General features: G+C 55.9%; 21 protein-coding genes. 9 read left to right on the top strand and 12 right to left on the bottom strand.

The features are described from left to right. Nucleotides 1–14: 14 nt before the first annotated feature. The 3 genes from J1C54_RS10235 to ylqF form a co-directional block, all read right to left on the bottom strand. Nucleotides 15–1,121: an OmpA family protein gene (locus J1C54_RS10235; RefSeq protein WP_229147089.1), complete on the bottom strand. Its 1,107-nt coding sequence runs from the start codon at nucleotides 1,119–1,121 to the stop codon at nucleotides 15–17. 288 nt (nucleotides 1,122–1,409) lie between these two features. After that, complete coding sequence (locus J1C54_RS10230; protein ID WP_229147088.1) at nucleotides 1,410–2,192, bottom strand: YdiY family protein; 783 nt, start codon at nucleotides 2,190–2,192, stop codon at nucleotides 1,410–1,412. Between the two features lie 80 nt (nucleotides 2,193–2,272). Further along, a complete protein-coding gene (gene ylqF / locus J1C54_RS10225) occupies nucleotides 2,273–3,208 on the bottom strand; it encodes a ribosome biogenesis GTPase YlqF (RefSeq protein WP_229147087.1) in 936 nt (311 codons plus the stop codon). Nucleotides 3,209–3,358: 150 nt separating this feature from the next. On the opposite strand from ylqF, the gene recC reads away from it, so the two are divergent. From recC to J1C54_RS10205, 4 genes are all read left to right on the top strand, one after another. Next, a complete protein-coding gene (recC, locus tag J1C54_RS10220) occupies nucleotides 3,359–6,811 on the top strand; it encodes an exodeoxyribonuclease V subunit gamma (RefSeq protein ID WP_229147086.1) in 3,453 nt (1,150 codons plus the stop codon). Continuing rightward, entirely contained in the window at nucleotides 6,804–10,475 is a 3,672-nt protein-coding gene (gene recB, locus J1C54_RS10215) for an exodeoxyribonuclease V subunit beta (RefSeq protein ID WP_229147083.1), read from the top strand. Before recC ends, recB begins: the two co-directional genes overlap by 8 nt. Next, nucleotides 10,465–12,396 carry an exodeoxyribonuclease V subunit alpha gene (gene recD, locus J1C54_RS10210; RefSeq protein WP_229147082.1) on the top strand — a complete coding sequence of 644 codons (1,932 nt, stop codon included), beginning with the start codon at nucleotides 10,465–10,467 and terminating at the stop codon, nucleotides 12,394–12,396. Before recB ends, recD begins: the two co-directional genes overlap by 11 nt. 86 nt (nucleotides 12,397–12,482) lie before the next feature. Beyond that, on the top strand, nucleotides 12,483–12,941 hold the full coding sequence (locus tag J1C54_RS10205; protein WP_229147081.1) for a hypothetical protein: 459 nt from the start codon (nucleotides 12,483–12,485) through the stop codon (nucleotides 12,939–12,941). 73 nt (nucleotides 12,942–13,014) lie between these two features. On the opposite strand, the gene J1C54_RS10200 is transcribed toward J1C54_RS10205, so the two are convergent. From J1C54_RS10200 to topA, 5 genes are all read right to left on the bottom strand, one after another. Then, a complete protein-coding gene (locus J1C54_RS10200; RefSeq protein WP_229147079.1) occupies nucleotides 13,015–14,196 on the bottom strand; it encodes a hypothetical protein in 1,182 nt (393 codons plus the stop codon). 3 nt (nucleotides 14,197–14,199) lie between these two features. Then, a complete protein-coding gene (locus tag J1C54_RS10195; protein ID WP_229147077.1) occupies nucleotides 14,200–14,988 on the bottom strand; it encodes an outer membrane lipoprotein-sorting protein in 789 nt (262 codons plus the stop codon). A gap of 33 nt (nucleotides 14,989–15,021) precedes the next feature. After that, the gene (locus J1C54_RS10190) at nucleotides 15,022–15,699 is read right to left on the bottom strand and encodes a TIGR00730 family Rossman fold protein (protein ID WP_229147076.1); all 678 of its coding nucleotides are present in this window, start codon (nucleotides 15,697–15,699) and stop codon (nucleotides 15,022–15,024) included. Further along, complete coding sequence (locus J1C54_RS10185) at nucleotides 15,699–16,223, bottom strand: hypothetical protein (RefSeq protein ID WP_229147075.1); 525 nt, start codon at nucleotides 16,221–16,223, stop codon at nucleotides 15,699–15,701. Before J1C54_RS10185 ends, J1C54_RS10190 begins: the two co-directional genes overlap by 1 nt. A 78-nt stretch (nucleotides 16,224–16,301) precedes the next feature. Further along, nucleotides 16,302–19,064 carry a type I DNA topoisomerase gene (gene topA / locus J1C54_RS10180; protein ID WP_229147072.1) on the bottom strand — a complete coding sequence of 921 codons (2,763 nt, stop codon included), beginning with the start codon at nucleotides 19,062–19,064 and terminating at the stop codon, nucleotides 16,302–16,304. A 218-nt stretch (nucleotides 19,065–19,282) separates the two neighbouring features. Here topA and J1C54_RS10175 point away from each other — a divergent pair, with 218 nt between their 5' ends. Then, entirely contained in the window at nucleotides 19,283–19,720 is a 438-nt protein-coding gene (locus tag J1C54_RS10175) for a universal stress protein (RefSeq protein ID WP_229147070.1), read from the top strand. A 15-nt stretch (nucleotides 19,721–19,735) separates the two neighbouring features. Here J1C54_RS10175 and J1C54_RS10170 read toward each other — a convergent pair whose 3' ends face one another. After that, on the bottom strand, nucleotides 19,736–20,395 hold the full coding sequence (locus tag J1C54_RS10170) for a cyclic nucleotide-binding domain-containing protein (RefSeq protein WP_229147067.1): 660 nt from the start codon (nucleotides 20,393–20,395) through the stop codon (nucleotides 19,736–19,738). A 200-nt stretch (nucleotides 20,396–20,595) separates the two neighbouring features. Here J1C54_RS10170 and lexA point away from each other — a divergent pair, with 200 nt between their 5' ends. The 3 genes from lexA to J1C54_RS10155 are packed head-to-tail and all read left to right on the top strand — an operon-like array spanning nucleotide 20,596 to nucleotide 22,476. After that, nucleotides 20,596–21,204: a transcriptional repressor LexA gene (lexA, locus tag J1C54_RS10165; RefSeq protein WP_229147066.1), complete on the top strand. Its 609-nt coding sequence runs from the start codon at nucleotides 20,596–20,598 to the stop codon at nucleotides 21,202–21,204. Nucleotides 21,205–21,233: 29 nt separating this feature from the next. Beyond that, a complete protein-coding gene (locus J1C54_RS10160) occupies nucleotides 21,234–21,659 on the top strand; it encodes a DUF1499 domain-containing protein (protein WP_229147065.1) in 426 nt (141 codons plus the stop codon). A 25-nt stretch (nucleotides 21,660–21,684) separates the two neighbouring features. After that, the gene (locus J1C54_RS10155; RefSeq protein WP_229147062.1) at nucleotides 21,685–22,476 is read left to right on the top strand and encodes a TatD family hydrolase; all 792 of its coding nucleotides are present in this window, start codon (nucleotides 21,685–21,687) and stop codon (nucleotides 22,474–22,476) included. Between the two features lie 9 nt (nucleotides 22,477–22,485). Here the strand turns inward: J1C54_RS10155 and J1C54_RS10150 are convergent, their stop codons facing one another. Both J1C54_RS10150 and rlmKL read right to left on the bottom strand, forming a co-directional pair. After that, nucleotides 22,486–22,710 carry a glutaredoxin family protein gene (locus J1C54_RS10150; protein WP_229147058.1) on the bottom strand — a complete coding sequence of 75 codons (225 nt, stop codon included), beginning with the start codon at nucleotides 22,708–22,710 and terminating at the stop codon, nucleotides 22,486–22,488. After that, a complete protein-coding gene (gene rlmKL, locus J1C54_RS10145) occupies nucleotides 22,710–24,821 on the bottom strand; it encodes a bifunctional 23S rRNA (guanine(2069)-N(7))-methyltransferase RlmK/23S rRNA (guanine(2445)-N(2))-methyltransferase RlmL (RefSeq protein ID WP_370635644.1) in 2,112 nt (703 codons plus the stop codon). Before rlmKL ends, J1C54_RS10150 begins: the two co-directional genes overlap by 1 nt. Nucleotides 24,822–25,122: 301 nt before the next feature. Here rlmKL and rmf point away from each other — a divergent pair, with 301 nt between their 5' ends. Beyond that, a complete protein-coding gene (gene rmf / locus J1C54_RS10140; protein WP_229147055.1) occupies nucleotides 25,123–25,329 on the top strand; it encodes a ribosome modulation factor in 207 nt (68 codons plus the stop codon). A 76-nt stretch (nucleotides 25,330–25,405) separates the two neighbouring features. On the opposite strand, the gene J1C54_RS10135 is transcribed toward rmf, so the two are convergent. Continuing rightward, nucleotides 25,406–26,410 carry a quinone-dependent dihydroorotate dehydrogenase gene (locus J1C54_RS10135; RefSeq protein ID WP_229147053.1) on the bottom strand — a complete coding sequence of 335 codons (1,005 nt, stop codon included), beginning with the start codon at nucleotides 26,408–26,410 and terminating at the stop codon, nucleotides 25,406–25,408. Nucleotides 26,411–26,465: the final 55 nt, after the last annotated feature.

Raw genomic sequence — 26,465 nt, 5'->3', positions numbered from 1 at the left:
GACATATCTCCCTGTCACTTGCTAATACGGAATTCGACCCGACGATTCATCGCTCGGCCAGAGACGGTGGCGTTATCCGCAACCGGTTGATGGGGGCCGTACCCTTTGGAGGTCAGCTGTTCTTCGGCAACCCCTTGCTCGACCAAGTAGCTGCGCACCGAGTTTGCTCGGCGTTGCGACAGATCCATATTCAGGGCATCGCTTCCCTGAGAGTCCGTATGCCCGGCGATCTCAATAGCCATATCACTCTGACTACGCAGCGATGCAGCGATATCGTCCAGCGCTTCACGGGATGATGGGGTAAGGCGGTCTGAGCCAAGCTCGAAAGCAACATTGCTTAGCGCAATGGTCTGCGACTCGATAATGCAGCCGGTAGCGTCTACCCGAGCGCCATCCAGGGTATCCGGGCATTTGTCACGGCTATCAACCACGCCATCACCATCGCTGTCCGGGTCATAGACCGTCACCATGACTGGCACTTCTCGCTCGAACTCATGGAAGCGATCGATGTACACCACGTTCTCGACCACCCTCGCACCACGCAGCGGAATCTCGATACCAACAGAGACATGCAAATCAGTCTGATCATTGGCATAGGTGTCATACAGATAGCGTGCTTCAGCGCGCAGACGAATGCCGTTATCAAACAGGCTCTTGCTAACCGCACCCACGCCCGCACCAAGAGTCAGGTCCATACCATCACGGGAGTCCGGCTGGCCATCGTTATACACGGCACCCACCATGCCAATCAGGTAAGGCGTCCAATGAGAAGGGTCGCGGTCATACAGAGACCAGGACAGCCCGGTGCTGGCACCAAGCTGGTAGAGATCAGTGATATTTGAGTTCCCTGTCTCTAAAACTCCGCCAAACAAGTCGCTCTCCCAATACCACTTCGAATCCAGCGAACGACCATAGCCGATCCGGAAACCGCCACCTTCATCCGCACCACGATCATTATCGGCATCCACATATACCGGCATGATGTTAATAAACTGCGGCACTGGAATGTCATCAGAGGAAGACTCATTAGCCATGGCCTGAAGACACAGGGAAGACAAAAATACTGAAAAAATAATTGAAAACTTCGGAAAAAAAGCACGGCGAGCGGGCTCGATTGACATGAGAAAACTCCATTTCTAAACGTGACAGTGCAATTTTTGCTGCAGAAACACGATTTTTGCGAACCAGCCAGCAGAAACGACAACCGATGCTGTTATACGCTGGCATGCACCTAATTCTCAACGTGCAAAAAAAAGAAGAAAAAAGTAACACCAATTACCTAGAGCGTATGATTGAGGGTTAGAAAAACACATATAAACCGCGCATAAAAAAGGCCCACAAAATGCGGGCCTTTTTTATGCGCGAAAGATCGATCACCAGAAAACCTGACCGCAATGCGGCCTTACCCGTCAGAACTCGTACATAAAAGTCGTCACGTATTGACTGTTAGTCTTCTCCCGGTCGATGGCAGGGATGGCCAGCAGATTCCGCGGTGGCTCACTGTCATGTCGCAGGTTGTAGCTCACCTTCATTCTCAGCGACCCGGTCAGCCGCACCAGAAACCCGGTATCTACCAGTGTCCTATAGTCCTGAAAGTCATCAACATCAGGCTGATAGTATAAAGTGCCATACCAGTTTACTTGCTCATTAAGTCGATGCTGATAGGACCAATAGTTATTCAATCGCCAAGTTTCCTGACGCTCCGTAAAGGTGCCAAGGTCGGTGCGCTCCCATTCATGAAATGCACCAAGCCCCACATAAACGCTATAGCTATCCTTCCTGGAAAGAAGCTCAAAACGGCCGCCAGCACCTGCAAGGTAGCGGGATAGCAGGCTGGCAAACTCATTCGACTGAAACTGAATAAAGCCCTCACCTGCCAAACGATCGCTGTACTGGTGAATGCCACGAAAGTGAGCAAAAGACTCATCCGCAGTTTTCACCCCCTGAGAGCGAGTTTCTGCAGCCTGCAGCACCCCGAACATAGTATTTTTGTCGGCGCGATAGGCGAGTCTTCCTCCAACAGCATAACGATCCTCTTCCACATCACCGGATTTACCGCTGGCAGAAAATTCAACATTGCCGCTCCAGCCCTCCGGAGGTGGACCTGGACGCTGACTTTCAATATTGGAAATAGCCTGAGCGGAGGAGTAGCAAAGCAAAAGAAAAAAGGAAATAGCGACTCTGAAAGACATTTATAACCCCATAAAAAACGCGCACTGTAACAAAAGTGCGCGTCATTCTCGCGTCAATGTTTAGCCAGCAAGGTAAATACTTAGCGACGATCGGCTTTAAAGGCCTGTCTGCGGGCCTTATCTGCCGCCTCCTTTTTTGCGGCCTTTTCTTCCAGCTGCTGACGAACGACGGTCTCCTCAGCAACTGCCATCTGCGGTGTTTCGAGAGAAATCTCACCAATCTTGGCTGCTCGAAACTCATTGATGAGCAAGGTAGAAACCCGCTCAAAATCTACATATCCACCACTACCAATACAGCCACGCTGACGACCGATTATTTCCAGCAGTTCAACGCCTGCATCCGGAAGCTGGTCAAGCTTGTAGCGCTGGCGCAACAAGTGCGGGTAGGCTTGCAACAGATAATCTGCAGCAAAAACAGCGACATCATCTTCCTGCATGGCAGTGGCCTTGATCGCTCCGGAAAGCGCCAGACGGTAACCGCTGTTGGGATTATCGATCCTGGGCCACAGCACACCTGGCGAATCAATCAGCACAAGCCCGTTGCGTAGATCAATGCGTTGCTGGATTTTGGTAACCGCCGGTTCATTGCCTGCCTTGGCAATCGGCCTGCCAGCCAGCGTGTTGATCAATGTGGATTTACCAACATTGGGAATGCCGGTGATCAGCGCCGTGACATTGCCGGTGGCATCCTGCCTGACACCAGGCAGCTGTCGGCAGATATCGGCAATGCGGCGCATTTTATCAGGCTGCCGTGTGCTGACAGCCAGCGCTCGCACTGCGCTATCGGATTCCAGATATTCCAGCCACTGCCGAGTAATTTCCGGGTCCGCCAGATCCGTTTTGCTGAGCACTTTGACGCAGGGCTTGGAGGCGCGCAGCTGGGCCAGCACCGGGTTAGCACTACTATAAGGCAATCGCGCATCAACGATTTCGATCACCACATCCACTTTGGGCAGGATCTCGCGAATCTCGCGGGTGGCCTTGTTCATATGGCCGGGAAACCAGTTAATACTCATGTACGCGCTATCAGGCTCAGGAGGAGGCATTGTAGCCGAAACTGCGGACAAGTAGCCGCAGGCTCCTGATGAATCGCCATGTATGCCTGCCAAGTCTGCGCCAGCAGGGTTAACATGCTCTGGCCTCACCAATCAGGGAGTAGCACCTAAATGCAGTCCGGCCTCGCCGTTATCCATGCCAATCATCTGGAAACCTTGACTGACCTGACCGTACAGTGGCTGCAGGACAATCCACTGATGCCACTGGAGGATGAAATCTTTCTGGTGCAGTCCAATGGCATGGCACAGTGGCTAAAGCTCAAGCTGGCCTCAGACGAGGCATGTGGCATCAGTGCGGCGCAGCGCTTTCAGATGCCGGCACGTTTTCTGTGGGCCGCCTATCGCAGTGTGCTTGGCGAACAGGCGGTGCCGCCCACCTCCCCTTTTGACAAGTCGCGGCTGGTCTGGCGTCTGATGGGCTTACTGCCGACATTGCTTGAACGCCCCAGCTTCCAGCCACTACGCCAGTTTTTGGCCGATGATGGCGACCAGCGCAAGCGCTTCCAGTTGGCGGAACGTCTTGCCGACCTGTTTGACCAGTATCAGGTTTACCGGGCCGACTGGCTGGCACTGTGGGAGCAGGATCAGCGCAGCCTGATAACCCCCCGGGGTGAGCACGCGCCACTGCCCGAAGATCAGCATTGGCAGGCTGAACTATGGCAGGCTCTGATTGCCGATCTGGCCGACGAGCAAAAGCTGACTAGCCGTGCCCATGTGCATCAGGCCTTTATGGCTGCACTGGAAAACGGCGCCCTGCCCAAGGGGCTGCCGCGACGGCTGGTGGTATTCGGCATCACTTCCCTGCCCAGTCAGGTGCTTGATGCGCTGCATGCTCTATCACCGCACTGTCAAATCCTGATGCTGGTGCAGAACCCCTGCCAGCATTACTGGGCTGACATCATCGAAGACAAGGCCCTACTGCGCCTGAACCAGAATCGACACAAGCACAAGGCCTCCTTGGCAGTGCCTGGCGATGATGAACTGCCCCGCCATGGCCATCCATTGTTAGCTGCCTGGGGCAAACAGGCCCGTGACTATATTGGCCTGTTATATGACTACGATATGCCTGAACGCTACCGCGACTGGTTCAACCAGATTGACCTGTTTTACCCGGTGGCCGATCACCATAAGGCACCGCATAGCCTGCTCGCCACCGTGCAACAGTCGATTCTCGATCTGGAGTCATTGCCGGATGAGGCGGCGCCGATTGAAGTGGATCAGTCGATCCAGTTCCATTGCAGCCACAGCCCGCAGCGCGAGGTGGAAATTCTCCACGACCAACTGCTGGCCGCCTTTGCTGCCAGCGCAGAACATAACGAGCCACTGCGCCCTCGTGACATCATTGTTATGGTGCCGGACATTGAGACCTATGCACCGCATATCGATGCGGTATTCGGTACGGCGCCAGCGTCCCAGAAAATTCCCTATACGATTTCCGATCGCAGTCAGCGCCATCGAATGCCCTTTGCCATTGCGCTGGAAGCATTACTGAATCTACCCCGCTGCCGCTTTACCGTCAGCGATCTGCTCGATCTGCTGGACGTGGCGCCGCTGCGCCAACGCTTTGCTATCGGGGAAGCGGACCTGCCTACCCTGCGACGCTGGGTACAGGAATCCGGCATCCGCTGGGGCCTGCATGGACGGCAACGAGGCAGTCTTGATTTGCCAGATAGCTTTAGTCAGAACAGCTGGACATTTGGTATCAAGCGCATGCTGCTTGGTTATCTCGGTGGCGGCGATATCAGTTGGCAAAATATCCAGCCCTATACCGAAGTAGCTGGTTTGCAGGCAACACTTGCCGGTCAACTGTATGAGTTGTTGAGCAAACTGGAAAAATACTGGCAGTTACTAAGTCAGCCTGGCACCCCGGAACAGTGGCTGCAGCGTTTGCGCGAACTGCTGGATGATCTATTTACCCTGCAGGCGGATCAGGATTTGCAACTACAAGCGGCCCTGCTGGAAGCCTTGGCTGACTGGCAGGAAGCCTGTGCCGAAGCCGGCTTTGCCGAACCGTTGCCGTTATCAGTAGCGCGCGAGGCCTGGCTGGGCGCCCTTGATCAGGGCGGCCTGTCGCAACGCTTCCTTGCAGGGAGGGTAAACTTTTGCACGCTTATGCCCATGCGTAGCATTCCGTTTCGTCGCGTCTGTCTGCTGGGAATGAACGATGGTGACTATCCCCGCGCGCAGATGCCGCTGGACTTTGACCTGATGGCTGGCCGCGGCCACTATCGCCCCGGTGATCGTTCCCGCCGGGATGACGACCGCTATCTCTTTCTGGAAGCATTGCTGGCTAGCCGCGAAGCACTCTATATCAGTTGGGTCGGGCGCGACGTGCGCGACAACCATGAGCGACCACCGTCTGTATTGGTGGCCCAGTTGCGCGACTATCTGGCCTCAGCATTCACTACTGAACAGGGTAAGCTGCTAGAGAAAATCACCGTGATTCACCCGCTGCAGCCATTCAGCCCAAAATACTTCGATCAACAGAACCCGGCCCTGTTTTCCTATGATCAGGAATGGCGAGCAGCACACGATCAAATCAGCCACACCGATCAGAAAATTCTGCCGCTGCCGGAAAGTACCGACGCCATTCACCTGAATGCATCACTGTTATCCCGGTTCATAAAAAATCCACCCCAGCTATTCTTTAATGAACGACTGCAAGTGCGCTTTGCCGGTGAAGATGGCAACGAGCAGGAAAACGAACCCTTTGCCCTGGATGGTTTGGACAAACACCAGATTGAAACCACTCTCCTTAGCGCAGTTATGCAGGCAGCCGCTGATGATCAGGAAAACGCATTTAGTGAAGCGCGCCGCCAACTATTGCGTAGTGGGTCGTTGCCCGTCGGTCACGCTGGCGAGTTGCTGGTAGACAACCTTGGCGAGCAAGCCTGGCAGGCCCTGTCTTGCTGGCAGGAGTATTGCGGTCGATTTGCCCAGCTCTGCAAGCTGGAGGAAATTTATCTTGAGCTAACCGTAAATCAGCAGCTGTTTGTCTTGGAAGACTGGCTAAACGATCTGCGCACTGACGACGCGGGCCAGCGGGCGCGCCTCAATGTGGTAGCTGGAACCTTAAAAGACAAACCCCATCGGCTACTGGGTGACTGGGCTTTGCACCTGCTCACCAATGCCGCCGGCATGACGGTGGATAGCGTGATTATCGGCAGCGATCAGGTCATTACCCTAACCGCTATGGATACCCGCCGTGCCAGCGAGTACCTGACCGACTTGCTGGAAGGCTGGTTGACCGGGCTATGCGAGCCATTGCCGCTGGCGTGTCGTACTGGTTCTGCCTTTGTTGTTGCAGAGCAGGCGCAGACCAACGGTACTAGCAAAAGCAATCCATTAAACAAGGCGCGCGATACCTATCAGGGCAGTAACTATGGCAACAGTAGCACCAGAGGCGAAGTCAGTTATGGCAACCATCAGGCTCTGCGCCGGGCATTTCCCGACTTTACCGCATTGACCACCGCACAGCATGGTGAGGAGCCCGCATTCTGCCATTGGGCGCGGCGACTTTATGGCCCCCTGCTTGCCAACAGCGAGGTGGCCAGCCATGAGTAATATTCTTGATCCTATTCGTTTCCCATTGCATGGCAGCAGACTGATTGAAGCCAGTGCCGGCACCGGCAAAACCTACACTCTGGCGGCGCTTTATGTGCGGCTAGTACTGGGGCATGGCAACGACGATGGCAACGGCCCAGAAAAGATGCTTTTGCCACCCGATATTCTTGTGGTGACCTTCACCGAGGCGGCTACCCGAGAGCTGCGAGAGCGGATCCGTGCTCGTCTGGCTGATGCTGCCTTATGTTTTGCCGGACGACTACCGGTGCAAGACAACGACATGTTTCTACAGCAACTGATGCGGGAATATCCGCAGCAGGACCACGCTGCCTGCGCGGCTCGTCTCGACGCCGCCGCCCAGTGGATGGATGAAGCAGCTATCTACACCATTCACGGATTCTGCAACCGTATGTTGCGACAGCACGCCTTCGATTCCGGAAGCCTGTTCACCATGGAGTTGAAAAAGGATGAACAGCAACTGCGTGAGCAGGCCACCATGGATTACTGGCGCACCTTTTTCTATGACATGGATGAGCAATGCACCGCGGCGTTGTTAAAGCAGTGGCCAACACCGACCCAGTTAATCAAGGCGGTGCGGCCAATGCTGGGCAATCAAGGGTATTTCTCTGAAGAGCTTCGCCGGCCTGAAGAAATCATCAGGCAGATAACCAGCGAACGTGAAGCGGTGCTCAATGATCTGCGTGATCGTTGGAGCCAGTGGACCGGAGACCTGCTCAGTAAGTTCGAGGCGGCCTGGGAGAGCAAACGATTGCTTAGGAGCAAGCCCAGTCGCAGCGCAGACATTGGCAAGTGGTTCAAAAAAATCATCAGCTGGTTGGAAACCCCGGAGCAGCTCAGTCCCGAACTTGAAGGTTCGGTATTTTTTGAGCGTATCAACAGCGCCTCACTGAGCGCCGCCAGCGACAAGATTCCGGAGATCGTCAGCCATCCCGCTGTTGCTGCGATTGAAGAACTACGCGGCATTGATCAGCGTTTACCAGACCTGAAAGCGGCTTTGCTACCCCATGCTGGCAAATGGATTAGTGAGCGACTGGATCAGTACAAACGCGCCCATGGAATGATCGGCTATGACGATATGCTTAGTCGGTTACGGGATGCCCTGATCGGCCCCCATGGCGCTCGCCTTGCCGCCATTATCCGGCAGCAGTTTCCAGTGGCGATGATCGATGAATTCCAGGACACCGATCCGGTGCAGTATCAGGTTTTCAGCACACTATATGCTCGTCAGCCCGGTTGCGCATGGTTGATGATTGGCGATCCGAAGCAGGCCATCTATGCTTTTCGCGGTGCCGACATTCACACCTACTTGGCTGCGCGGCGCGCCACTGAGGACAGCCTGTACACACTGGATAAAAACTTCCGTTCAGCGAAAGGTTTGGTCGAGGCCGCCAACCATCTGTTCGAATATGCCAGCAGCTACCCGGACGGGAGTTTCCTATACCGAGACATTCCCTTTACCCCGGTGCAGGCCAATGATCGCGCCGAACGACTAATGATCGACGGACAGCCCTGTGATGCCATGACTCTCTGGCAGCTCGAAAACGAAGGCGATGACCCGAGCATGGCCAAAGGTCAGTACCTGCACGAGATGGCCCAGCGCAGCGCCTCGGAAATTGTTCGTCTGCTAAATCTGGCTAGCTCCGGTCGCTGTGGCTTTGACGAAAATGGCAGCATCAGCGCGCTACGCCCGGCTGACATCGCCATCTTGGTACGCGATGGTGGTGAGGCCGCCAACATCCGCGCGGCTCTGAGCGAACGTGGCCTGCGCAGCGTTTATCTGTCAGATAAAGACAGTGTATTCGACAGCACTGAGGCGGCGGATCTGCTGTGCTGGCTGCAGGCAGCGGCGCAACCGGAGTCGGAGCAAAAAATTCGCGCCGCATTAGCCACGTCGACCCTTGCGCTGAGTTGGCAGCAACTGGACGAGCTCGGTCAGGACGAGCAGAAATGGGAAGCCAAAGTCGACCAGTTCCATCTGTACCACCATCAATGGCAGCGCCATGGTGTGCTACCGATGATTCGCGCACTGCTGCGTGATTATCAGGTGCCGGCCAGACTGCTCAATGCTGGTGATGAGCGAGGCCTGACCAACTTGCTACATCTGGCCGAACTGGCCCAGCGTGCCGCCGGACAACTGGATGGCGAGCTGGCACTGGTGCGTTGGCTGGCGGAGTCCATTGACTCAGGCGACGAAGACGCTGGTGAAGACCATATTCTTCGTCTGGAAAGTGACGCGGATCTGATTCGTATTGTCACTATTCACAAATCCAAAGGCCTGGAATACCCGCTGGTATTTCTACCCTTCATCTGTACCTTCAGGGCGCAGGATGGCAAACATCTACCACTAGCATTCCATGATGACGACAATTCCCTGCGCCTGACCCTGACACCGAGCATAAATGATATTCAGCGCGCTGAACGGGAACGTCTGGCGGAGGACCTGCGCTTGCTCTATGTTGCCGTCACCCGAGCCCGCCATGCTTGTTGGCTTGGCATCGCACCAATGCGCATTGGCAACAGCAAAAACCGCACTGACTTACCGCGCAGCGCCATTGGTTATGTGCTTACCGGTGGTAACGAGCTTCAGCCAAACCAACTGGGCAAGCCGCTGAGCGCGTTGGCTAGCGACTGTGACCATATTGCCCTGCAGCCAGCACCGGAAAGCAATCAGATTGCAGCCGTGTTTGGCAGTGATACCCCAACGCTGGCAGCCGCCCGCAGTTATCAAGCGCCAGCTACAGAGCACTGGTGGATTGCCAGCTACAGCGCGCTGGAGCCGGAAGCAATCAGCGCCGGCGAAACACCACGGCATGTGCGCGACGAAGTGATCTCTGAAGAAAAGCACCAGATCGATGTATTGCCGGTACCCGCAGCACAGGAAAACAGCATCCATACATTTGTCCGTGGTCCGCAGGCCGGCACTTTCCTGCATGGTTTACTGGAATGGGCCTGCACCCAGGACTTCACCAAGCTGGCTGAGCAGCGTCGGGATGAATTCCGCCTGCAATTGCAGCGCCGCTGCCAGGTACCAGGCTGGGAGGATTACCAGCAAATACTTGACCAGTGGTTCGGCGACTACCTGCAAACCGCCCTGCCATTCGCCGATCAGTCATTGTGTCTGGCCAATCTACCGCGCCACCAGTGCCAACCGGAAATGGAGTTCTGGATTCAGTCCACTACGGTTTCCACCACAGCACTGGATCAACTGGTACGCCGTTATGTCCTACCCGGTCAGCCAAGGCCGGCACTGCGTGAGGACATGCTTAACGGCATGCTGAAGGGCTTTATTGATCTGGTATTTGTTGATCAGGGCCGTTATTTCGTTGCTGACTACAAATCCAATTGGCTTGGCCCGGACAACAGCAGCTATAGCAATAGCGCCATGGCCGAAGCAGTACTGGAAAAACGCTACGATGTGCAGCTGTGTCTCTATCTGCTCGCTCTGCACCGCCTGTTGCGGTCACGGCTCGGCAAAAGCTATCAGCCAAAGCACCAGCTGGGCGGTGCCGCGCTATTGTTCCTGCGCGGCCTGTACAGCGAAAGTCGCGGGGTATTTTTCCAGGCGCCCATCAGTGAGCTGATCGATGCACTGGACTCCCTGTTCCGCGGTCAGCCCGTTCCGGAGAGCGCCGATGTCATCTGATTTCCTGTCCCTGCAACACCCGGCGCTGGCACGGCTTGACCAATGGATTAACGAGCGCTGGATGCGACCACTGGATCGAGCTTTGGCAGCCATGCTGATTGATGATGGCAACGAGCAGGACGAACGAGTGCTGTTACTGGCGGCACTGGCCAGCCAACAATTAGGGCAAGGCGATATCTGTGTCGATCTGCAACGCGCAGTGGCGACCCCGGCGCAACTGTTTTCCCATCCACCACGCAGCGATAGCTCCGAGTCCCCTTTACATTGGCTTAAGCAGCAAACCCTTGCTGATCTGCTTGATGCACTGCAGCACTCTGCCGTGGTTGCCAGCAGCGAGCAGGAGCATCCATCGGCGCCGCTGATTATCGATAACCATCGCCTCTATCTGCGCCGCTATTTTCGCTATGAAACAGATGTTGCCGGGCAGATTAGTGCACGTTTGGCCTATCCCTTAACCCCACCTGCTCAGCTAAAGCATCGCCTCGATACGCTGTTCCCGCCACGCCAGGATGGCCAGCCTGACTGGCAAAAAATCGCCTGCGCATTGGCCAGCCGCAGTGCATTCACTCTGATCACCGGCGGCCCGGGCACCGGCAAAACCACCACAGTGGTACGGCTGCTTGGCCTGCTGCAATCGGTGGCCATGGAGCAGGGCGCCCCATTACGTATCCGCCTTGCCGCCCCCACCGGCAAAGCCGCTGCACGACTGAAATCGTCCATCAGCAGTGCCATTGCCAGCCTGCCACTGGATGCATCGGTGCGTGATAAAATTCCGGCGGAAGTCAGCACGCTCCATAAACTTCTTGGCAGCCGTCCGGATAGCCGTAGCTTTCGCCATCATCGCCATAATCCACTGCATGCGGATTTAGTCGTTGTTGATGAAGCATCCATGATGGATCTGGATATAACCGCCAGCCTGCTCGACGCACTGCGCCCGGATACCAGACTGATTCTGATCGGCGACAAGGATCAGCTCTCCTCCGTGGAGGCGGGCGCGGTGCTCGGCAACCTGTGCTTGGGCGCTGACGGTGGCCAATACACTAGCGACACTGTCAATTGGTTGCAGCAAAACTGTGGTGAAGATGTCAGCGTCTATGCAGGCAACGGCAGTGCACTGGCTCAGCAGACCGCCATGCTGCGCGTCAGTCATCGATTCAGCGCTGACAGTGGTATCGGCGAATTGGCTCGGGCGGTCAACTGTGGGCAACCGGATCAGCTGACTGCGGTATGGCAGAAAAATCATCATGACATCGAGCAGCGCACTCTGGGCTCGCTACAGGATCATAACCTGACCAGACTAGCTGTGGACGGTTATAGCCACTACCTGAAAGTACTTGAGGAAAAGCGCCCGGCAACGGACAGCGGCATCGAGAATTGGGCCACTGAGGTACTGACTGCATTTGATGATTTTCAGCTGCTTTGCGCACTGCGCGAGGGCGATGCCGGTGTCGCTGGACTAAACCAGCGTATCGCTCGGGAGCTATACCGCTCCGGCTTGATAGGCCGCGCCGAAGGCTGGTATGAAGGGCGCCCGGTGATCATGACCCGTAACGATTACCAGCTTGGCCTGATGAACGGTGATGTAGGCGTCACCCTCAATCTGGCATCGGCGGAGCAACCTGTCATGCTGCGCGTTGCCTTCCGTTTGGCTGATGGTCACATCAGTCTGGTATTGCCCAGTCGTCTTGAAGGAGTCGACAGTGTCTACGCCATGACCGTGCACAAATCCCAGGGCTCAGAGTTTCGCCACGCTGCACTGGTGCTACCAGACAACCATCAGGGCGTCAGTCGTGAGCTGCTATATACCGCCATCACTCGGGCGCGCCAACACTTCACTGTGCTGGGCACAGCCGCCGCCCTGACCTTACCGGCTCGCCCCACCGTGCGCGCCTCTGGCCTCGCCGCCCGGCTACATGGTTAGCTATTGATACAGGTCATGATCGACTAGTCTGTACCGGGCGATGATTAGCCTTCCACACCTGAACCGCTACGCAAGGAGAAAACATTATGCGTTTTCGCCAAATCAGCGAAGTAATAGACTGGACACGCACCTTCCATGACACTCTTGCCAATGACTACGATGGCATTGCAAAGGGACACGAGAAGGACCGCGTCGGCATGTTGTTGCAGTATCTGGCTGAGCACGAACGGGCCTTGAGTTCGGCTTTGCAACATTATGAAGAAGACGCGGCGGAATCCCTGCTAGCCACCTGGTACGATCAGGCACCGGACATCAAACTGCCACCGGATCTCAACGCCCTGTGCGACACGTTGGAAAAAGTGGATACCGAAACCGTACTGGAGTTGTCGATTAAGTTTCATGACGTGCTGATTGATATGTACGCTGTATTAGCTGAAAAGGCTCCCACGCCCGCCACCAAAGCGCTGTTCGATAATCTGTGTAGCGGGGAAACTCAGGAAAAGATGCGTACAGTTCGCGACGCTCTGCGCCTCGAAGATCTCTGAACTATGGTTTTTCTATTCACATCACGCTGGCGCTGTTCGATCTGACCGGTGCGCCAGCAGAGTCCCTTTAGTCTCAGAAATAACGAATCACTTCCAGCTGAATCATGTCTTCATCAGCAACCAGGGACAGAGGCGACCTGCCCACCCGGCTGTAGAACTGCCCTTCCAGCGTAGCCCGCCATTGGCTGCCAAAGCGACGACTGGATTCCAGCGTGTAAATACGTTCGCCCGTATCCGGGTCCCAAATCAGCCCCCAAAGTAGCTCTGTGGAAGCAATATCATTGAAGGTCATTCGGTTACCCAGCAGCACATCGCTAGACAACGCTGAGGCAAACGGATCATCGCGATCTTCCCACAGATATTCGACGATCCAGCCCAGATCCATACCGGTTCCCCACAGGCCCGGCTGGGTAAATTCAAAGCCTACATCTGCGGCGCGCATGGCTCCTTCGAAACGATTGCCACTGCGGCGAATCGCTTCTGCCTTGAATAACCAGCCACCGAGCAGGTACTGCAGCTCAATTCCAGACTGTTCGATCACTGGATAGTAGGGCTCATACTGCAACTCAAAAAAATTAATAAATAAAAGTGGCTCACGGCCGGTGCCAGAGAAATGAGACAGGGCAAGTTGCAAGCGGCCAAACATGTGTTGCCAGCGTACGGCCCCATCAATCCGATTTTCCTCAGCCGATGAGGCGTAGCGCGCCGCATCGGCCTCCACCGGAAGCGGTAATGAGGGACGACCATCAACTCCCGCATAGGTACGCGGACGAAAGCCCGGCAAAACATAAAAATCCAGAGTGCCCCAGCTACGCACCGTGGACAGGTTAATCATTGGCTGGCCAAGTTTGCTTTCCAGATCCTGCTGCTCGACAGCGTCTGTCTGGTTAATAATATCGACCAGATGACGACCCTCAGTGACGCCCCAGAATACCTTGCCAATACCAATCCGAGATTCCCACTGATCGGCAACATGAATCCAGATTAGCTCGCGGATATCGCCGTGGGTACGCTCTGGGTCATTTTCATCAACGCGAAAGAACGGTGTGAACGTAAAAAGGTCGCGACGATCGTTCCACTCATGCAATAGCTGCCCCTGCAGATACGCGGAGCTATTGTGCCAGTAGCCCTCGGCACCGGGCCCTGCGGTAAAATAGCGACCTTCAAGGCCCACTTCACCGCGCCATTCCCACGCCAGAGCCGGCACGTTATATGTCAGCAGCCCCAGACCGATAGCCAATAACCGCCAGCGCATGGGTCAGCGCGCTCGCATAAGGCTGTTCTGGGTGAAATCCGACTCACTCAGGCCCGTGTTGAACTGGTAGTCACTCCACAACAACTCGGTCGTCTTGCCGGTCTGGTGATTCACCATTTCCATCCGCCCGGGCTGCCAGAAACGTTCCAGATATTGACTATGCTCACTCACCGACAGAGTCTTGAGGAGACTCTGCTTGCGGTCGTAGTAGTCAATTTTATGAACCCGGTACTCCGCCTGATCCATCCACACCACCTGACGGGTGTATCCGGAATACTTGTCTTGCGGATAACGCTCAAAAACAAAGCAGGTAAGCTCGCCACAGGGTTCATCGCGAAGATACTTATAGGTGTACTTGTCTACTTCCTGAGCACGCATATCTTCGAAGGCAAACTCGCTGCCCATAAATGCCCCCGACTGACTCCGCGAGGCAATGGTTTTAACGCGCTTCAGGGCCGGCAGGTAAAGCCACTGATCATCGTCACGATCAGCGTGGCTCCAACTCAACAGTGCGGTGCCGCGTACATCGGCTGGGGTATCAAAGATCGTCAGCCCCTTGTCCCCCTCGCCGTCTTTGCCTTCCAGCGTGCGCACACGCAGGTCCCGCTCCGAGCGATCGCCGCGACGACTGCTTAGCACCATCTTCATGCTCGCCTCATAGTCGCCAAACCCTTCGCCACGGCGGTCTGCCTCACGGGCAATCTCAAGGCCTTTTTCTTCGGCGGTTTGCGCTTGCGCAAAGCAAACATTAGAAATAAAAACAGTCAGCATTATGGCGAGTATTTTTGTCATTACTTGTCTCCTGGTACCGGCTAACACAGGCACTCACACCGTTGGAGGAAGATTGTCACGCTGATCCGCTTCCTGAATGCGGTGAAAGTTTTCGTGCACAAGATTGAAGGCATGTTCGACGGAATCAGTGACCTCAAACAGCGCCATATCCTCATCGCCGATGCAACCATGCTCCTGACTCATCACTTTCTGCATCCAGTCCACCAGACCGCCCCAGAAGTCACGTCCGATCAGAACGATTGGAAAGGGTCTGGTCTTGCCTGTCTGCACGAGTGTCAGCGCTTCAAACAGTTCATCCATGGTGCCGTAGCCACCAGGAAAAACCACAAATCCCACCGCATGCTTGACGAACATCAGCTTGCGCACAAAAAAATAGCGGAAGTCCAGGCTGAGATCCTGATACTTGTTGGCGCCCTGCTCGTGGGGAAGTTTGATATTCAAGCCGATGGAACAGCCATCGGTGCCGAAGGCACCCTCGTTGGCACCCTGCATAATGCCCGGCCCACCGCCGGTAAGGACATTCAACCCGGCATCACCAAAGCGCCGCGCCAGCTCCTTGGCCTGACCATAATAAATTGAATCTGGCCCAAGCCGGGCACTACCATAGATGGTCACTGAGGGACCGAGGGTAGAGAGATGTTCAATGCCATCTACCAATTCGGATTGAATACGTAAAACACGCCAGGCTTCCCTACTTCTGCGCTCGTCCATCACCACTCCTCGGTCAGGCTGGCCGCTTCATCCAGCAGGCGCTGGACCCGTTTCACTGTACTCGCCAAACGCTCCAGATCACCACTAGCCAAAAGCTCATCCGGGTTCTCTGCGGCAATCGCCAGTGCATTTTCCACAGGAGCCTGCGCCCGTCGCGCCATACCACTGGCAGCAAACAAAGACAGTGCTTCCTGGTCCAGCCAGCTAATAGCATCATTGCGGTCAGCGCGCGCCTCACTGATCAGCATCAGATCCGGCGAATGAATATCAGCCGCAGATTTCTCGATCTCTGCCAGACTGATCTGCCGGCCAGCCAGTAAATCCGGATGCCCACGCAGTGCCTGACGGGCCAGACCGACGACACAGCTGTAGAGATGAAAAATCACCGCCGCACGCTGAGCCAGCAATTCACCCCGGGGGGCACTAAGCTCGCAGGCGCTGTTTAACTGGCGAAGTGTCCACTGGGCGAAGAAAAGCCGCTCACGCAGACCACTAACCTGACTCTCCCGTACCATCCGCGACATAACGACCACTCCGAAACCATACGGCCGGACCTGCATGAGCAGATCCGGCCGCCGGGCTGACTTATTGCCGGTAAAGGATTACTTTTTCTCCGCCGCCTTCTTCTTGGCGGGAGCCTTCTTCTTTGCCGGCGCCTTTTTCCTGGCTGGCGATTTCTTCACTGCGGCCTTTTTAGCGGCAGGCTTCTTCTCGTTAACGCCACCCTCTTCCTGCCACTTGCCATCACGATAAAATGCATACCAACCCGTCGGCTTACCGTCGACCTCAGACTGCACGTACTGCTCTTTGCTCTTACGGCTAAAACGCAGCACAGATGGATTCCCTGCCGGGTCCTGTGCCGGCGCGTCAGCCAAATAGCGGTGCTTGTCTTCCAGTGCATCACGTACTGTCTGGACTTCAGCAACCAGTGGCGCCCGGGTTTCCCGATTTTTGGGAAACTTGCTGGCTGCCAAAAAAAGACCAGCAGCTCCATCACGCAGCAAATAAAAATCATCCACCTTCTCGCAACGCAGATGCTCCATACGAATAGGATCAGCTCGCGGTGGCGCAGCCTCGCCGTTGCGCAGTAACTTGCGGGTATTACCGCAAGCCTCATTAGTGCACTTGAAAAATTTGCCAAAACGACCCGTGCGCAACTGCATATCATTGCCGCACTTTTCACACTCAATGGTCGGGCCATCATAGCCCTTGATACGAAACTCTCCGTGTTCAATCAGATAACCGTCACAGTCCGGATTGTTGCCACAAACATGTAACTTACGGCCCTCATCCATCAAGTAACTATCCATTGCCGTACCGCACTTCTGGCAGCGCTTTTTAAGACGCTGCTCCAACGCTTCGGCTTCGTCATCATCTTCACTAACCCGTACAGCCTCTTCCCCCGGCAACAGATTTACCGTGGCGGTGCAGCGCTCCTTAGGCGGCAGGCTGTAACCTGAGCAGCCAAGGAAAACCCCGGTTGAACCTGTGCGAATCTGCATCGGCCGACCACAGGTCTGGCAGGCAATATCCGTTTCCGTAGGCAAGTTGGCGCGCATGCCGCCGCTGGCTTGCTTGCCAGCACCGTCACCCTGAGCAGCTTCCAAACGGGCGCTGAAGGTTTTGTAAAAGTCGTTTAGCACATCACGCCAGTTGCGCTCTCCGGAAGCCACCCGATCCAGGGTTTCTTCCATATTGGCGGTAAAACCATAGTCCATCAGGTCAGGAAAGTTCTCCGCCAACCGGTCAGTAACAATGTCACCCATTTTCTCAGCATAAAAACGACGGTTCTCAGTACGCACATAGCCGCGATCCTGAATCGTCGAGATAATTGCCGCATAGGTAGAAGGACGGCCAATACCCCGCTTCTCCAGCTCTTTTACCAGGCTGGCTTCGGTATAACGGGCCGGAGGCTTGGTGAAATGCTGCACCGCATCTACCGCATTGATCGGCAACACCTGACCTTTTTCCAGCGCCGGAAGCTCGGTGTCCTCAGCACTTTTACGGGACATGGGCGGCAACATTCTGGTCCAGCCGTCAAACTTGAGAATGCGGCCACGAACCTTCAACTCATAGTCCGCCGCATGAGCCGTCACTGTGGTACTCAGATACTCAGCCGGCGGCATCTGGCAAGCGATAAATTGGCGACGAATCAGGTCGTACAGACGACGAGCATCCTTTTCCATGTCATTCAGCGACTCTGCTTCCCGGCCCACATCGGAAGGACGAATCGCTTCGTGGGCTTCCTGCGCTCCTTCTCTGCTGGAGTATGAAATCGGCCCGGCCGGTAAGTATTGCTCACCGAGTTTTTTACCAATCCACTGGCGGCAGGCAGCCACCGCGTCTTCACTAAGATTGGTGGAGTCGGTACGCATATAGGTAATGTGACCAGCTTCGTAAAGTCGCTGGGCCAGCATCATGGTCTTTTTGACACCATAGCCCAGTCGAGTACTTGCAGCCTGCTGCAGTGTGGAGGTGATAAAAGGCGCAGAAGGCTTTGAACGAGTCGGTTTATCTTCTCGATCAACAATTTTTAACTGACCAGCATCACGCAGAGCCTTTTCATGCTTGCGTGCCTGCTCTTCATTAACTGGCTTGAATGCCTGACCTGCATGCCTGTGAACCTGCATACGAATGGCATCCGCATCCTTCATGCTGCCGTCGGCAAACAGCTCCCAATACTCGTCGGGAACAAATGCACGGATCTCCCGCTCGCGCTCCACCACCAACTCGACCGCCACCGACTGCACGCGTCCGGCGGAGAGACCCCGGGCAATCTTGTCCCAGAGCAGAGGCGACACCATGAAACCTACCACGCGATCAAGAAAGCGCCGCGCCTGCTGAGCTTCAACCCGATGCATGTCCAGCTTGGTGGGCTTCTGAAACGCCTCCTGAATGGCCTTCTTGGTAATCTCGTTGAACACCACCCGATTAAAACGCTGATTATCCCCGCCAATGACTTCCTTCAGGTGCCAGGCAATGGCCTCTCCCTCGCGGTCCAAGTCAGTGGCCAGATAGATGGTGTCGGCCTTGGCAGCCAACCGTTTGAGTTCATCGATGACCTTTTCTTTACCAGGCAGGATCTCGTAGCGAGCCGCCCAGCCATGCTCCGGGTCGACACCCATGCGGTTTATTAGTTGATCGCGGGCCTTGCGGGCCTTGTGCCGGGCTCGCTCCTCGGGAGGCAGCGAGCGGGTGATGGCCGCCTCGCGAGTGCGCTCTGCGGGGGTGCTCTTAGTTGCCCCCCCCACCGGCAGGTCGCGCACATGGCCGACGCTCGATTTGACGATAAAGTCGTCCCCGAGGTAGCGGTTGATGGTGCGCGCCTTGGCGGGCGACTCGACGATTACCAGATTTTTAGCCATCGTGAACGAAACCTGTCCGTGCTGTGGGCCGTTAGCGGCCGCCTATTTAGGCGGAGCGACGCGGGCCGGTCAAGGAAATGCTCTTAACTGTCCCTTTTTTAGTAGTAATCGGATTAAGGGTCCGAGGGCAACCCCCCCTTGTCAGCCATTGGCGTTATTTGTCAGAAATGAAGTAGCAGTCCACAATCAGCCATCATCGCTCTTGGGGAGTAGCAAGCATGGAAAACGACTACCGCACCTTGCTGGTGGCCATCGACTGCAGCGAAGATTCCGGCCGGGTGCTGGCCAGAGCGGCCGCGGTGGCAGGCAAAGATGCAACGCTGCACCTGATCCATGTTATCGAGCCTCTGGCGCTGGCCTACGGAGCCGATGTGCCGATGGATGTCTCGGACCTGCAGTCCAGCCTGATGGATAGAGCCAGAAAAGCGGCCCTGGAGCATGCTCAGCGCTTTGCTATCAGCCCGGATCAGGTCTATGTGGAACTGGGTTCGATTGAAAAGACCATTCAGGAGAAGTCGGACCAGTTGGGCGCGGACCTCATTGTAGTCGGCAGCCACACCCGCAGCGGCCTGGCACTACTGCTCGGCTCCACCGCCAAGGGCTTAGTGCCCGGCGCTCACTGCGACGTACTTGCGGTGAAAGTGGATCAAAGCTGAACCTGCAGACTACCCTCAGGTGGTCTGCATATTGCTGCGCACAGGCTGGGCAGATTCATTCCACAGGCAAAGAATATCCGCCAATTTGTGAGCTTGATCACACAGCGCGTTAAGCTCCTCAACGGTGCCCTTGGCGCCGGTAAAAACGGGCACGGTGCGCAGTTTTGCGACCAGCTCGTGCTGCGGGCTCTGCATCTTGTTCACTTCCAGAGTCCAGCGAATGTTGTGGACCAACATGCGATAAAAGGCCAGCTTGGTGGCCAGGCTCAAGTAGTTAAAATCCGTAATATTGCTAAAATCAGCGTAATTCAGACGGGCAACGATGGCTTCCTTGGCAGATTCATCGACCCTGATGGTGGCGCTACGCGGCGTCGCCCGGATCATCGCCAGAGCGCCAAAGACCTCGCCCGGGGAAATATAATTGAGCACCTGATTGGCATTACCGTTGGGCGACATGACCGCCAACTGCCCTTTCAGCAAGAAGTACAAAAAAGTGTCCGTGTCACCCTGACGAATCACCTCTTCGCCGGCCCGGGCCTGCATGATATCCGAGCACTCAAGCAAACGAGACAACTGTTGCTCGCTCTCCCGCGCAACTTCGTTGAAAAAAGGAATGCCCGAAAGCAAACGCTGGATGCGCTCTAACGGATAGTCCGCGCGGTTGATCTGCTCCATACGAATAACTCCGATGTTTCTGGCTGGTCCGAACAGTCGGACATCGTAGGCAACTGTCAGCCACAGGGCAACGGCGTACAGCGCAATTTGTCTACCTGGTAGGCCACTCTGGCATCTGACCATCCGACACTGGCCACAAGGACAGTATACGTGTTAGCATCCAGCGGAAGCCACATTCAGGAAGCCCGAGGAGAGCACCGATGAGCGAAATCCTGACCGACCGCCAGCGCCAGGTGCTGGAGTGTATCCGCCAGCATCTGCAGGACACAGGCATGGCCCCGACACGGGCCGAGATTGCTGATCTGATGGGCTTTCAGTCGAAAAACGCAGCCTCTGACCACCTCCGGGCACTGGAGCGAAAAGGCTTTATCCGCATCCATAACGACCGCTCGAGAGGCATTCAATTGCTTGATGCGGCTAACTGGAATGACGACGAGATGCCCCTGGTGGGGCGCGTTGCAGCGGGTCTGCCCATTGAAGCGGTGGAGAATGTGGAGCGCACTGTGCCGGTACCCCAGGGGCTGTTCAACCAGCGCCCCACCTACCTGCTACGAGTACAGGGCGACAGTATGCGAGACGCTGGCATCCTCGACGGTGACCTGATTGCAGTGCGCAAGACCAATATGGCACGCTCCGGGCAAATCGTTGTCGCCCGCCTTGACGAGGATGTGACAGTGAAAACCCTCAAAATTGACAAGTCGGCAATCTTCCTGATGCCCGCGAACGATACATTTGAACCAATTCCTGTTGCTCCTGATCAGTTAATGATTGAAGGTATCGTGGTCGGGTTAATTCGCGACGTCGGTTAATTCTGATAACAGCATACAAGGGGCCCGCAATGAAACATCGCATGTTCAGCCACGTAGTACTGATCTCAGGGCTGCTTGCAGGTGCCAGCGTGCATGCACTGGAGCTACCGGACTGCCCGCAAACCCCGAACTGCGTCAGCTCACAGGCTAGCGATGAAACTCGCCGGGTTGCCCCTCTGGTGGCGGGCGGCAACGTTGCTGAGTCCGCACAAATGCTCACAACCCTTCTCGACTCTCTGCCGCGCGTTGAATGGAGCGCCCCTGCGGACAATGTAATTCAGGCTACTTTCAAAACCCTCATATTGCGTTTCACTGACGATGTGCTGTTTCACATCGACAATGACGGCATGATTCAGGTACGTTCTGCATCACGGATTGGCTACTCCGACCTTGGCGCCAACCGTAGTCGTGTGGAGATGTTGCGGGAGAAACTCGCAGCTTCGAGAAATCTCTAACTCAAATCTTTAACTCAGAGTCCCCGTGCTTTTAGCAGATATTGGCGTCAACCTGACGGATAAACGCTTCAGTCAGGATCGTTCTGAAGTGCTCCAACGCGCTCGTGAGGCTGGTGTCGTCCTTCAGGTTCTGACCGGCACCAGCGTACCCAGCTCCGCTGCAGCGCTGCAACTTGCCGAAACCGAGCCGGACCTTTTCTGCACCGCCGGCATTCACCCTCATCAGGCATCGGAATTTTCTGCCTCATCCCTGAAAGACCTGCGCCAACTCGCCAGCCACAGCAAGGTTCGCGCCATCGGTGAAACCGGGCTGGACTTCAATCGGGATTTTTCCCCTCGGCCGCAGCAGGAAAATGCCTTTATCGAACAGCTGGCGCTGGCGGCAGAGCTGCAATTGCCCGCATTCCTCCACCAACGGGATGCGCACCATCGCTTCTTGCCAATAGTCCGTGAAGCTCGGGATCAGCTATGCGATCTGGTAGTTCACTGCTTCACTGGCAGTCGCGAAGAACTGTTCGACTACCTGGACCTCGACTGCCATATCGGCATTACCGGCTGGATCTGCGACGAACGGAGAGGCATGGAGCTGCAACGTCTAGCCGGCAACATTCCTGCTGACAGGCTGCTTATCGAAACTGACGCGCCCTGGCTTCTACCTCGTAACATGGATCACAAGCCGCCGGTCAGTGGTAGAAATGAGCCAGCACTATTGCCCTGGATAGTCCGCCAACTTGCCCAGTCGACAGGTCGCACCGAACAGAGCATCGGTCAACAGAGCTGGCAGAATGCAAAGCGGTTTTTCCGCATTTCAACCTGACTGCTGCTGCTATTCGGCTAGAAAACCTCTGACATCAAGTAGGCTAAAAGGCCAGCGCAGCTCCTTGCCGCCTGATCGCAACACCGGAATCAGCTCGCCATATTGCTGAATCAAGCCATCATCCTCAGCGATATCCACCAGCACAACCTGGGCCTGCGGCGCAGCACGGCTAATGACTTCCTGAGCCTGCTCACACAAATGGCAACCCATCGTGGTAAGTAACTCAACTTGCATCAAACCTCTCCGTGACGAATAGCGAACAGGTGGTGAATATCCTGATGACGCTGAAAGTCCGGAGGAATGCTGCTACGACTAATGTCGTCTACTTTAAACCAGCGACGGATTTCCGCATCCAGCTCAAAGCGGCGGAAATTACAGGAAAAGTACAACACGCCACCGGGCTCCAGCCGTCGCATAATACGGCGAATCAACTCGCCATGATCGCGCTGAACGACAAAGTCATCCCGACTTTTACTATTGGAAAAAGTCGGCGGATCACAAAAAACCAAGTCAAACTGTTCGCGACAATCTCCCAGCCAGGCCATGGCATCGGCACGCTCAAGCCGATGGCGCAGCGTAGAAAATCCATTCAACGCGAGGTTCTCGCCGGCCCATTGCAGATAGTTGTTGGAAGCATCTACCGTCACTGACTGCCGAGCACCGCCCACTGCGGCATGAACAGTTGCCGCCCCGGTGTAGCCAAACAGGTTAAGAAAGCGCTTACCGGCAGCCTCCTCCTCAATGCGCAAGCGCACCGGCCGATGATCAAGAAAAAGCCCGGTATCAAGGTAGGCACGCAGGTCCACCAGTAACCTTGCTCCCCCCTCATGAACCACCATAAGGTTGCGACGTTGTCCTAACTTCTGGTACTGATTGGCGCCTTTCTGCCTTTCCCGGGTGCGCAAGAACACCTGCTCCCGATGGGCTCCCAGCACTGATCGCACAGCGGAGACCGCCAGCATACGCCGTTGCTCCGCCGCTTTTTCATCAACGGTTTTCGGTGCGGCAAACTCCTGCACCAATACTCTGTCCGCGTAGACATCCACGGAAACATTAAACTCGGGAAGATCACGATCGTAGAGCCGGTAGCATTGCACCAACTCGTTTTCCAGCCAGCGCTTGAGCTGCTTGCCGTTTTTGCGCAAACGATTGGCAAAGGCCTGCGCCTCTGGCGGCACTTCGAATGCTGGCTCACCAGCCAGTAGGGGTCTGATTGGAGCGCGGCGCTGTGGGCGCATCACCCGGACAAAACCGTTCACCGCGCCATTCAGCACCTTCCACTGGGCTACGGTTTCCGCGCCGCTACGATCCAGCACCTCAACGTCGCTGCCCAGCACTGTTGCGCTCCAGCCACGAGCTTCATTGGCCAGCAAGTGGGCCAATCCATTCATCAACCAGCCGGCGCGCGCCTTATCTTCAAGACGCTCACCCCACGGAGGGTTGGTAACCAGCATACCGTCGCCGGAAAAGTCACGTTTCCTGAGCTGGCCCAGTTCTCGCCGCTCAAAATGAATAAGACTGGCCACACCAGCTCGCTCCGCATTGGCTCTGGCCTGTCGCTGTACAGAGTCATCTGCATCAAAGCCTTTCAGCGACAACTCCTGCGGACTATGGATTGCCAACTGCGCCAGATCTCGCAGCTTCTGCCACAGGGCAGGCTGGAAATCGCCCCAATAGCGCAAGGCAAACTCATCGCGTAGTAAACCAGGCGCCCTGCCAGTGGCAATCAATGCCGCTTCAATCAGCAGCGTGCCACTACCGCAAAATGGATCGACCAATGCCGGCCAAAGACCGGTCTGCGGGTCCACTTTCCACTGCGCAGCCAGCAGCATGGCTGCCGCCAACGTTTCCCGCAGCGGCGCAGCACCGCCTTGCAGCCGGTATCCCCGGCGGCTCAATGGCTCACCGCACAGGTCTACAAACAAGCGTGAGCGCTGCTCACCAATCAGCAAACGAAGGCACAGTGCGCCTCTGGTTTCGCGACTTAGTGGCAGCGGCTGGGCCAGTGAACGGGCAAACACACTTGCGCTGACCCGAGCATCACCACGCACCCCGGCTTCATGATCAGCGTGAACATTAAGTGCCAGCGCATTACACAGCTGCTGCGCAGTAAGCGCTGCAGCCAGCGCCTCTGGTGCCTGCTGAGGCGCCACTTCTTCACTAGCCAATTGCACCAGTACGCGCTCAGCAATGCGAGAATGAAGACACACCGTCAGCGCCTGCTCGACCGACATATCCGCCTGCAAAGCAGCAGCACTGCCGTCCCCCGGGGTTATGCCCAATGTGATCAGTTCCCGGCGTAGTAGCTCGCCAAGGCCGGGCATACAGGTGATCACCATTTCCACAAGCATTCTCCAAAAGCGCTTTTAATCAAATAGATACGGATAGGATCAAACAGTTGCGATGACTATCTCAAGAGCAATCAATATGAAACATACTGCTAATGGTACGCCTGTATATCGCAACTCGATATTCGACAGCCCACTCAGACGTTCCGATACTGAAGGTGCGTCGGGGGGTCAGAGGTGGCCAGTAGAGCTGCCCCCTCAGTCTCCGTGCAGAACGTTTCAGCGAACCTGATGTCACCAGTTATACGGCCCGGCTCTCCGGGTGCGATGCGACTGCCATAAACGAGAGGAACACTCGATGAAAAGACAGAAGAGAGATCGCGATACCCGTGCTTATTCCCGTGGTTACCAGGCAGGTCTGGAGGGTAAATCCCAGGATATCTGCCCTTTTGGTTCCACTACTCCCCGCTTCAATTGGATCAGCGGCTGGCGAGAAGGCCGTGTTGATCACATCAACGGTTATGTCGGCGTTGCCAGTGTGCAAAACCTGAAGGATGTTAACTGATAACGCTTGCCGAACTCCGCAAGGAGGAACCGGGCGCTTCGGCGCCTACACAGGGCCCCTCCAGGGCCCTTTCCTTTTAGCCCTGCCATGCTTTGACCGCTTCGGCCACCAGGCCCGGGCCACGGTAAATAAGCCCGCTATAGACTTGTACCAGACTGGCACCCAGACGTTGTTTATCCGCGGCATCCTGACCGCTGAGAATACCGCCAACCCCAATAACTGGCAGTTTCCCATCCAGTGTCGATACCATGGCAGTCAAAGCCTGATCAGCCAATGACTTAAGCGGCGCGCCACTGAGGCCACCGGCTTCGTTGCCATTGGCCAGCCCTTCTACTCCAACCCGGGATAGCGTTGTGTTACCAACAATCACCCCATCCATGTGGTGACGAATAAACGCATCACCCATGGCCGCCATGGCCTCTGCCTCGTTATCTGGCGCGATCTTGATAAGCAGAGGCACTCTCCGACCAGCTCGCTGGTCCAGACGGGTCTGGGCTTCACGCAAGGTTGAAAGCAACCCCTCCAGAGCATCGCCATGCTGCAACGTGCGCAGACCGGGAGTATTGGGAGAGGAGACATTGACCACCACATAACTGGCCGCCTGATGGACCCGTTCCAGGCAGTACAGATAATCATCGACTGCCCGCTCTACCGGGGTGTCGAAGTTCTTGCCGATATTGATTCCCAGCACCCCCTGAAAGGCACTGTTCTCAACGGACCGCAGCAGGTAGTCAACGCCATGATTGTTAAAGCCCATGCGGTTGATCAGTGCCTTCGCCGGCGGCAAGCGAAACAGGCGCGGCTTGCTGTTGCCCGGCTGCGCACGAGGGGTAACCGTGCCCACCTCAAGAAAGCCAAACCCCAGCGCCGCCAGACCACGAATGCAGTCACCGTTCTTGTCCAACCCGGCGGCCAAACCGACTGGATTAGGAAACTCAATACCCATCACTGTAACGGGCTTGGCCGGCACGCAAGCTGGCCACAGGTGGCCGGCGCCACGGCGCAAAAGCGCCAGTGTCAGATCGTGGGAATGCTCCGCGGAGAGGGAAAAAAGAAATGGTCTGGCAATTTCATAAAGCATGGCGGCACCTCATCAGGTGCCGCGCATTATAGGGAAATGAGGGGCTGCACTCCAC

The sequence above is a fragment of the Alcanivorax sp. 1008 genome, from assembly GCF_020667895.1.
Classification (GTDB): Bacteria; Pseudomonadota; Gammaproteobacteria; order Pseudomonadales; family Alcanivoracaceae; genus PGZG01.
The sequence above is the reverse complement of the archived record's forward strand: the minus strand, read 5'-3'. Positions and strand labels throughout refer to the sequence as shown.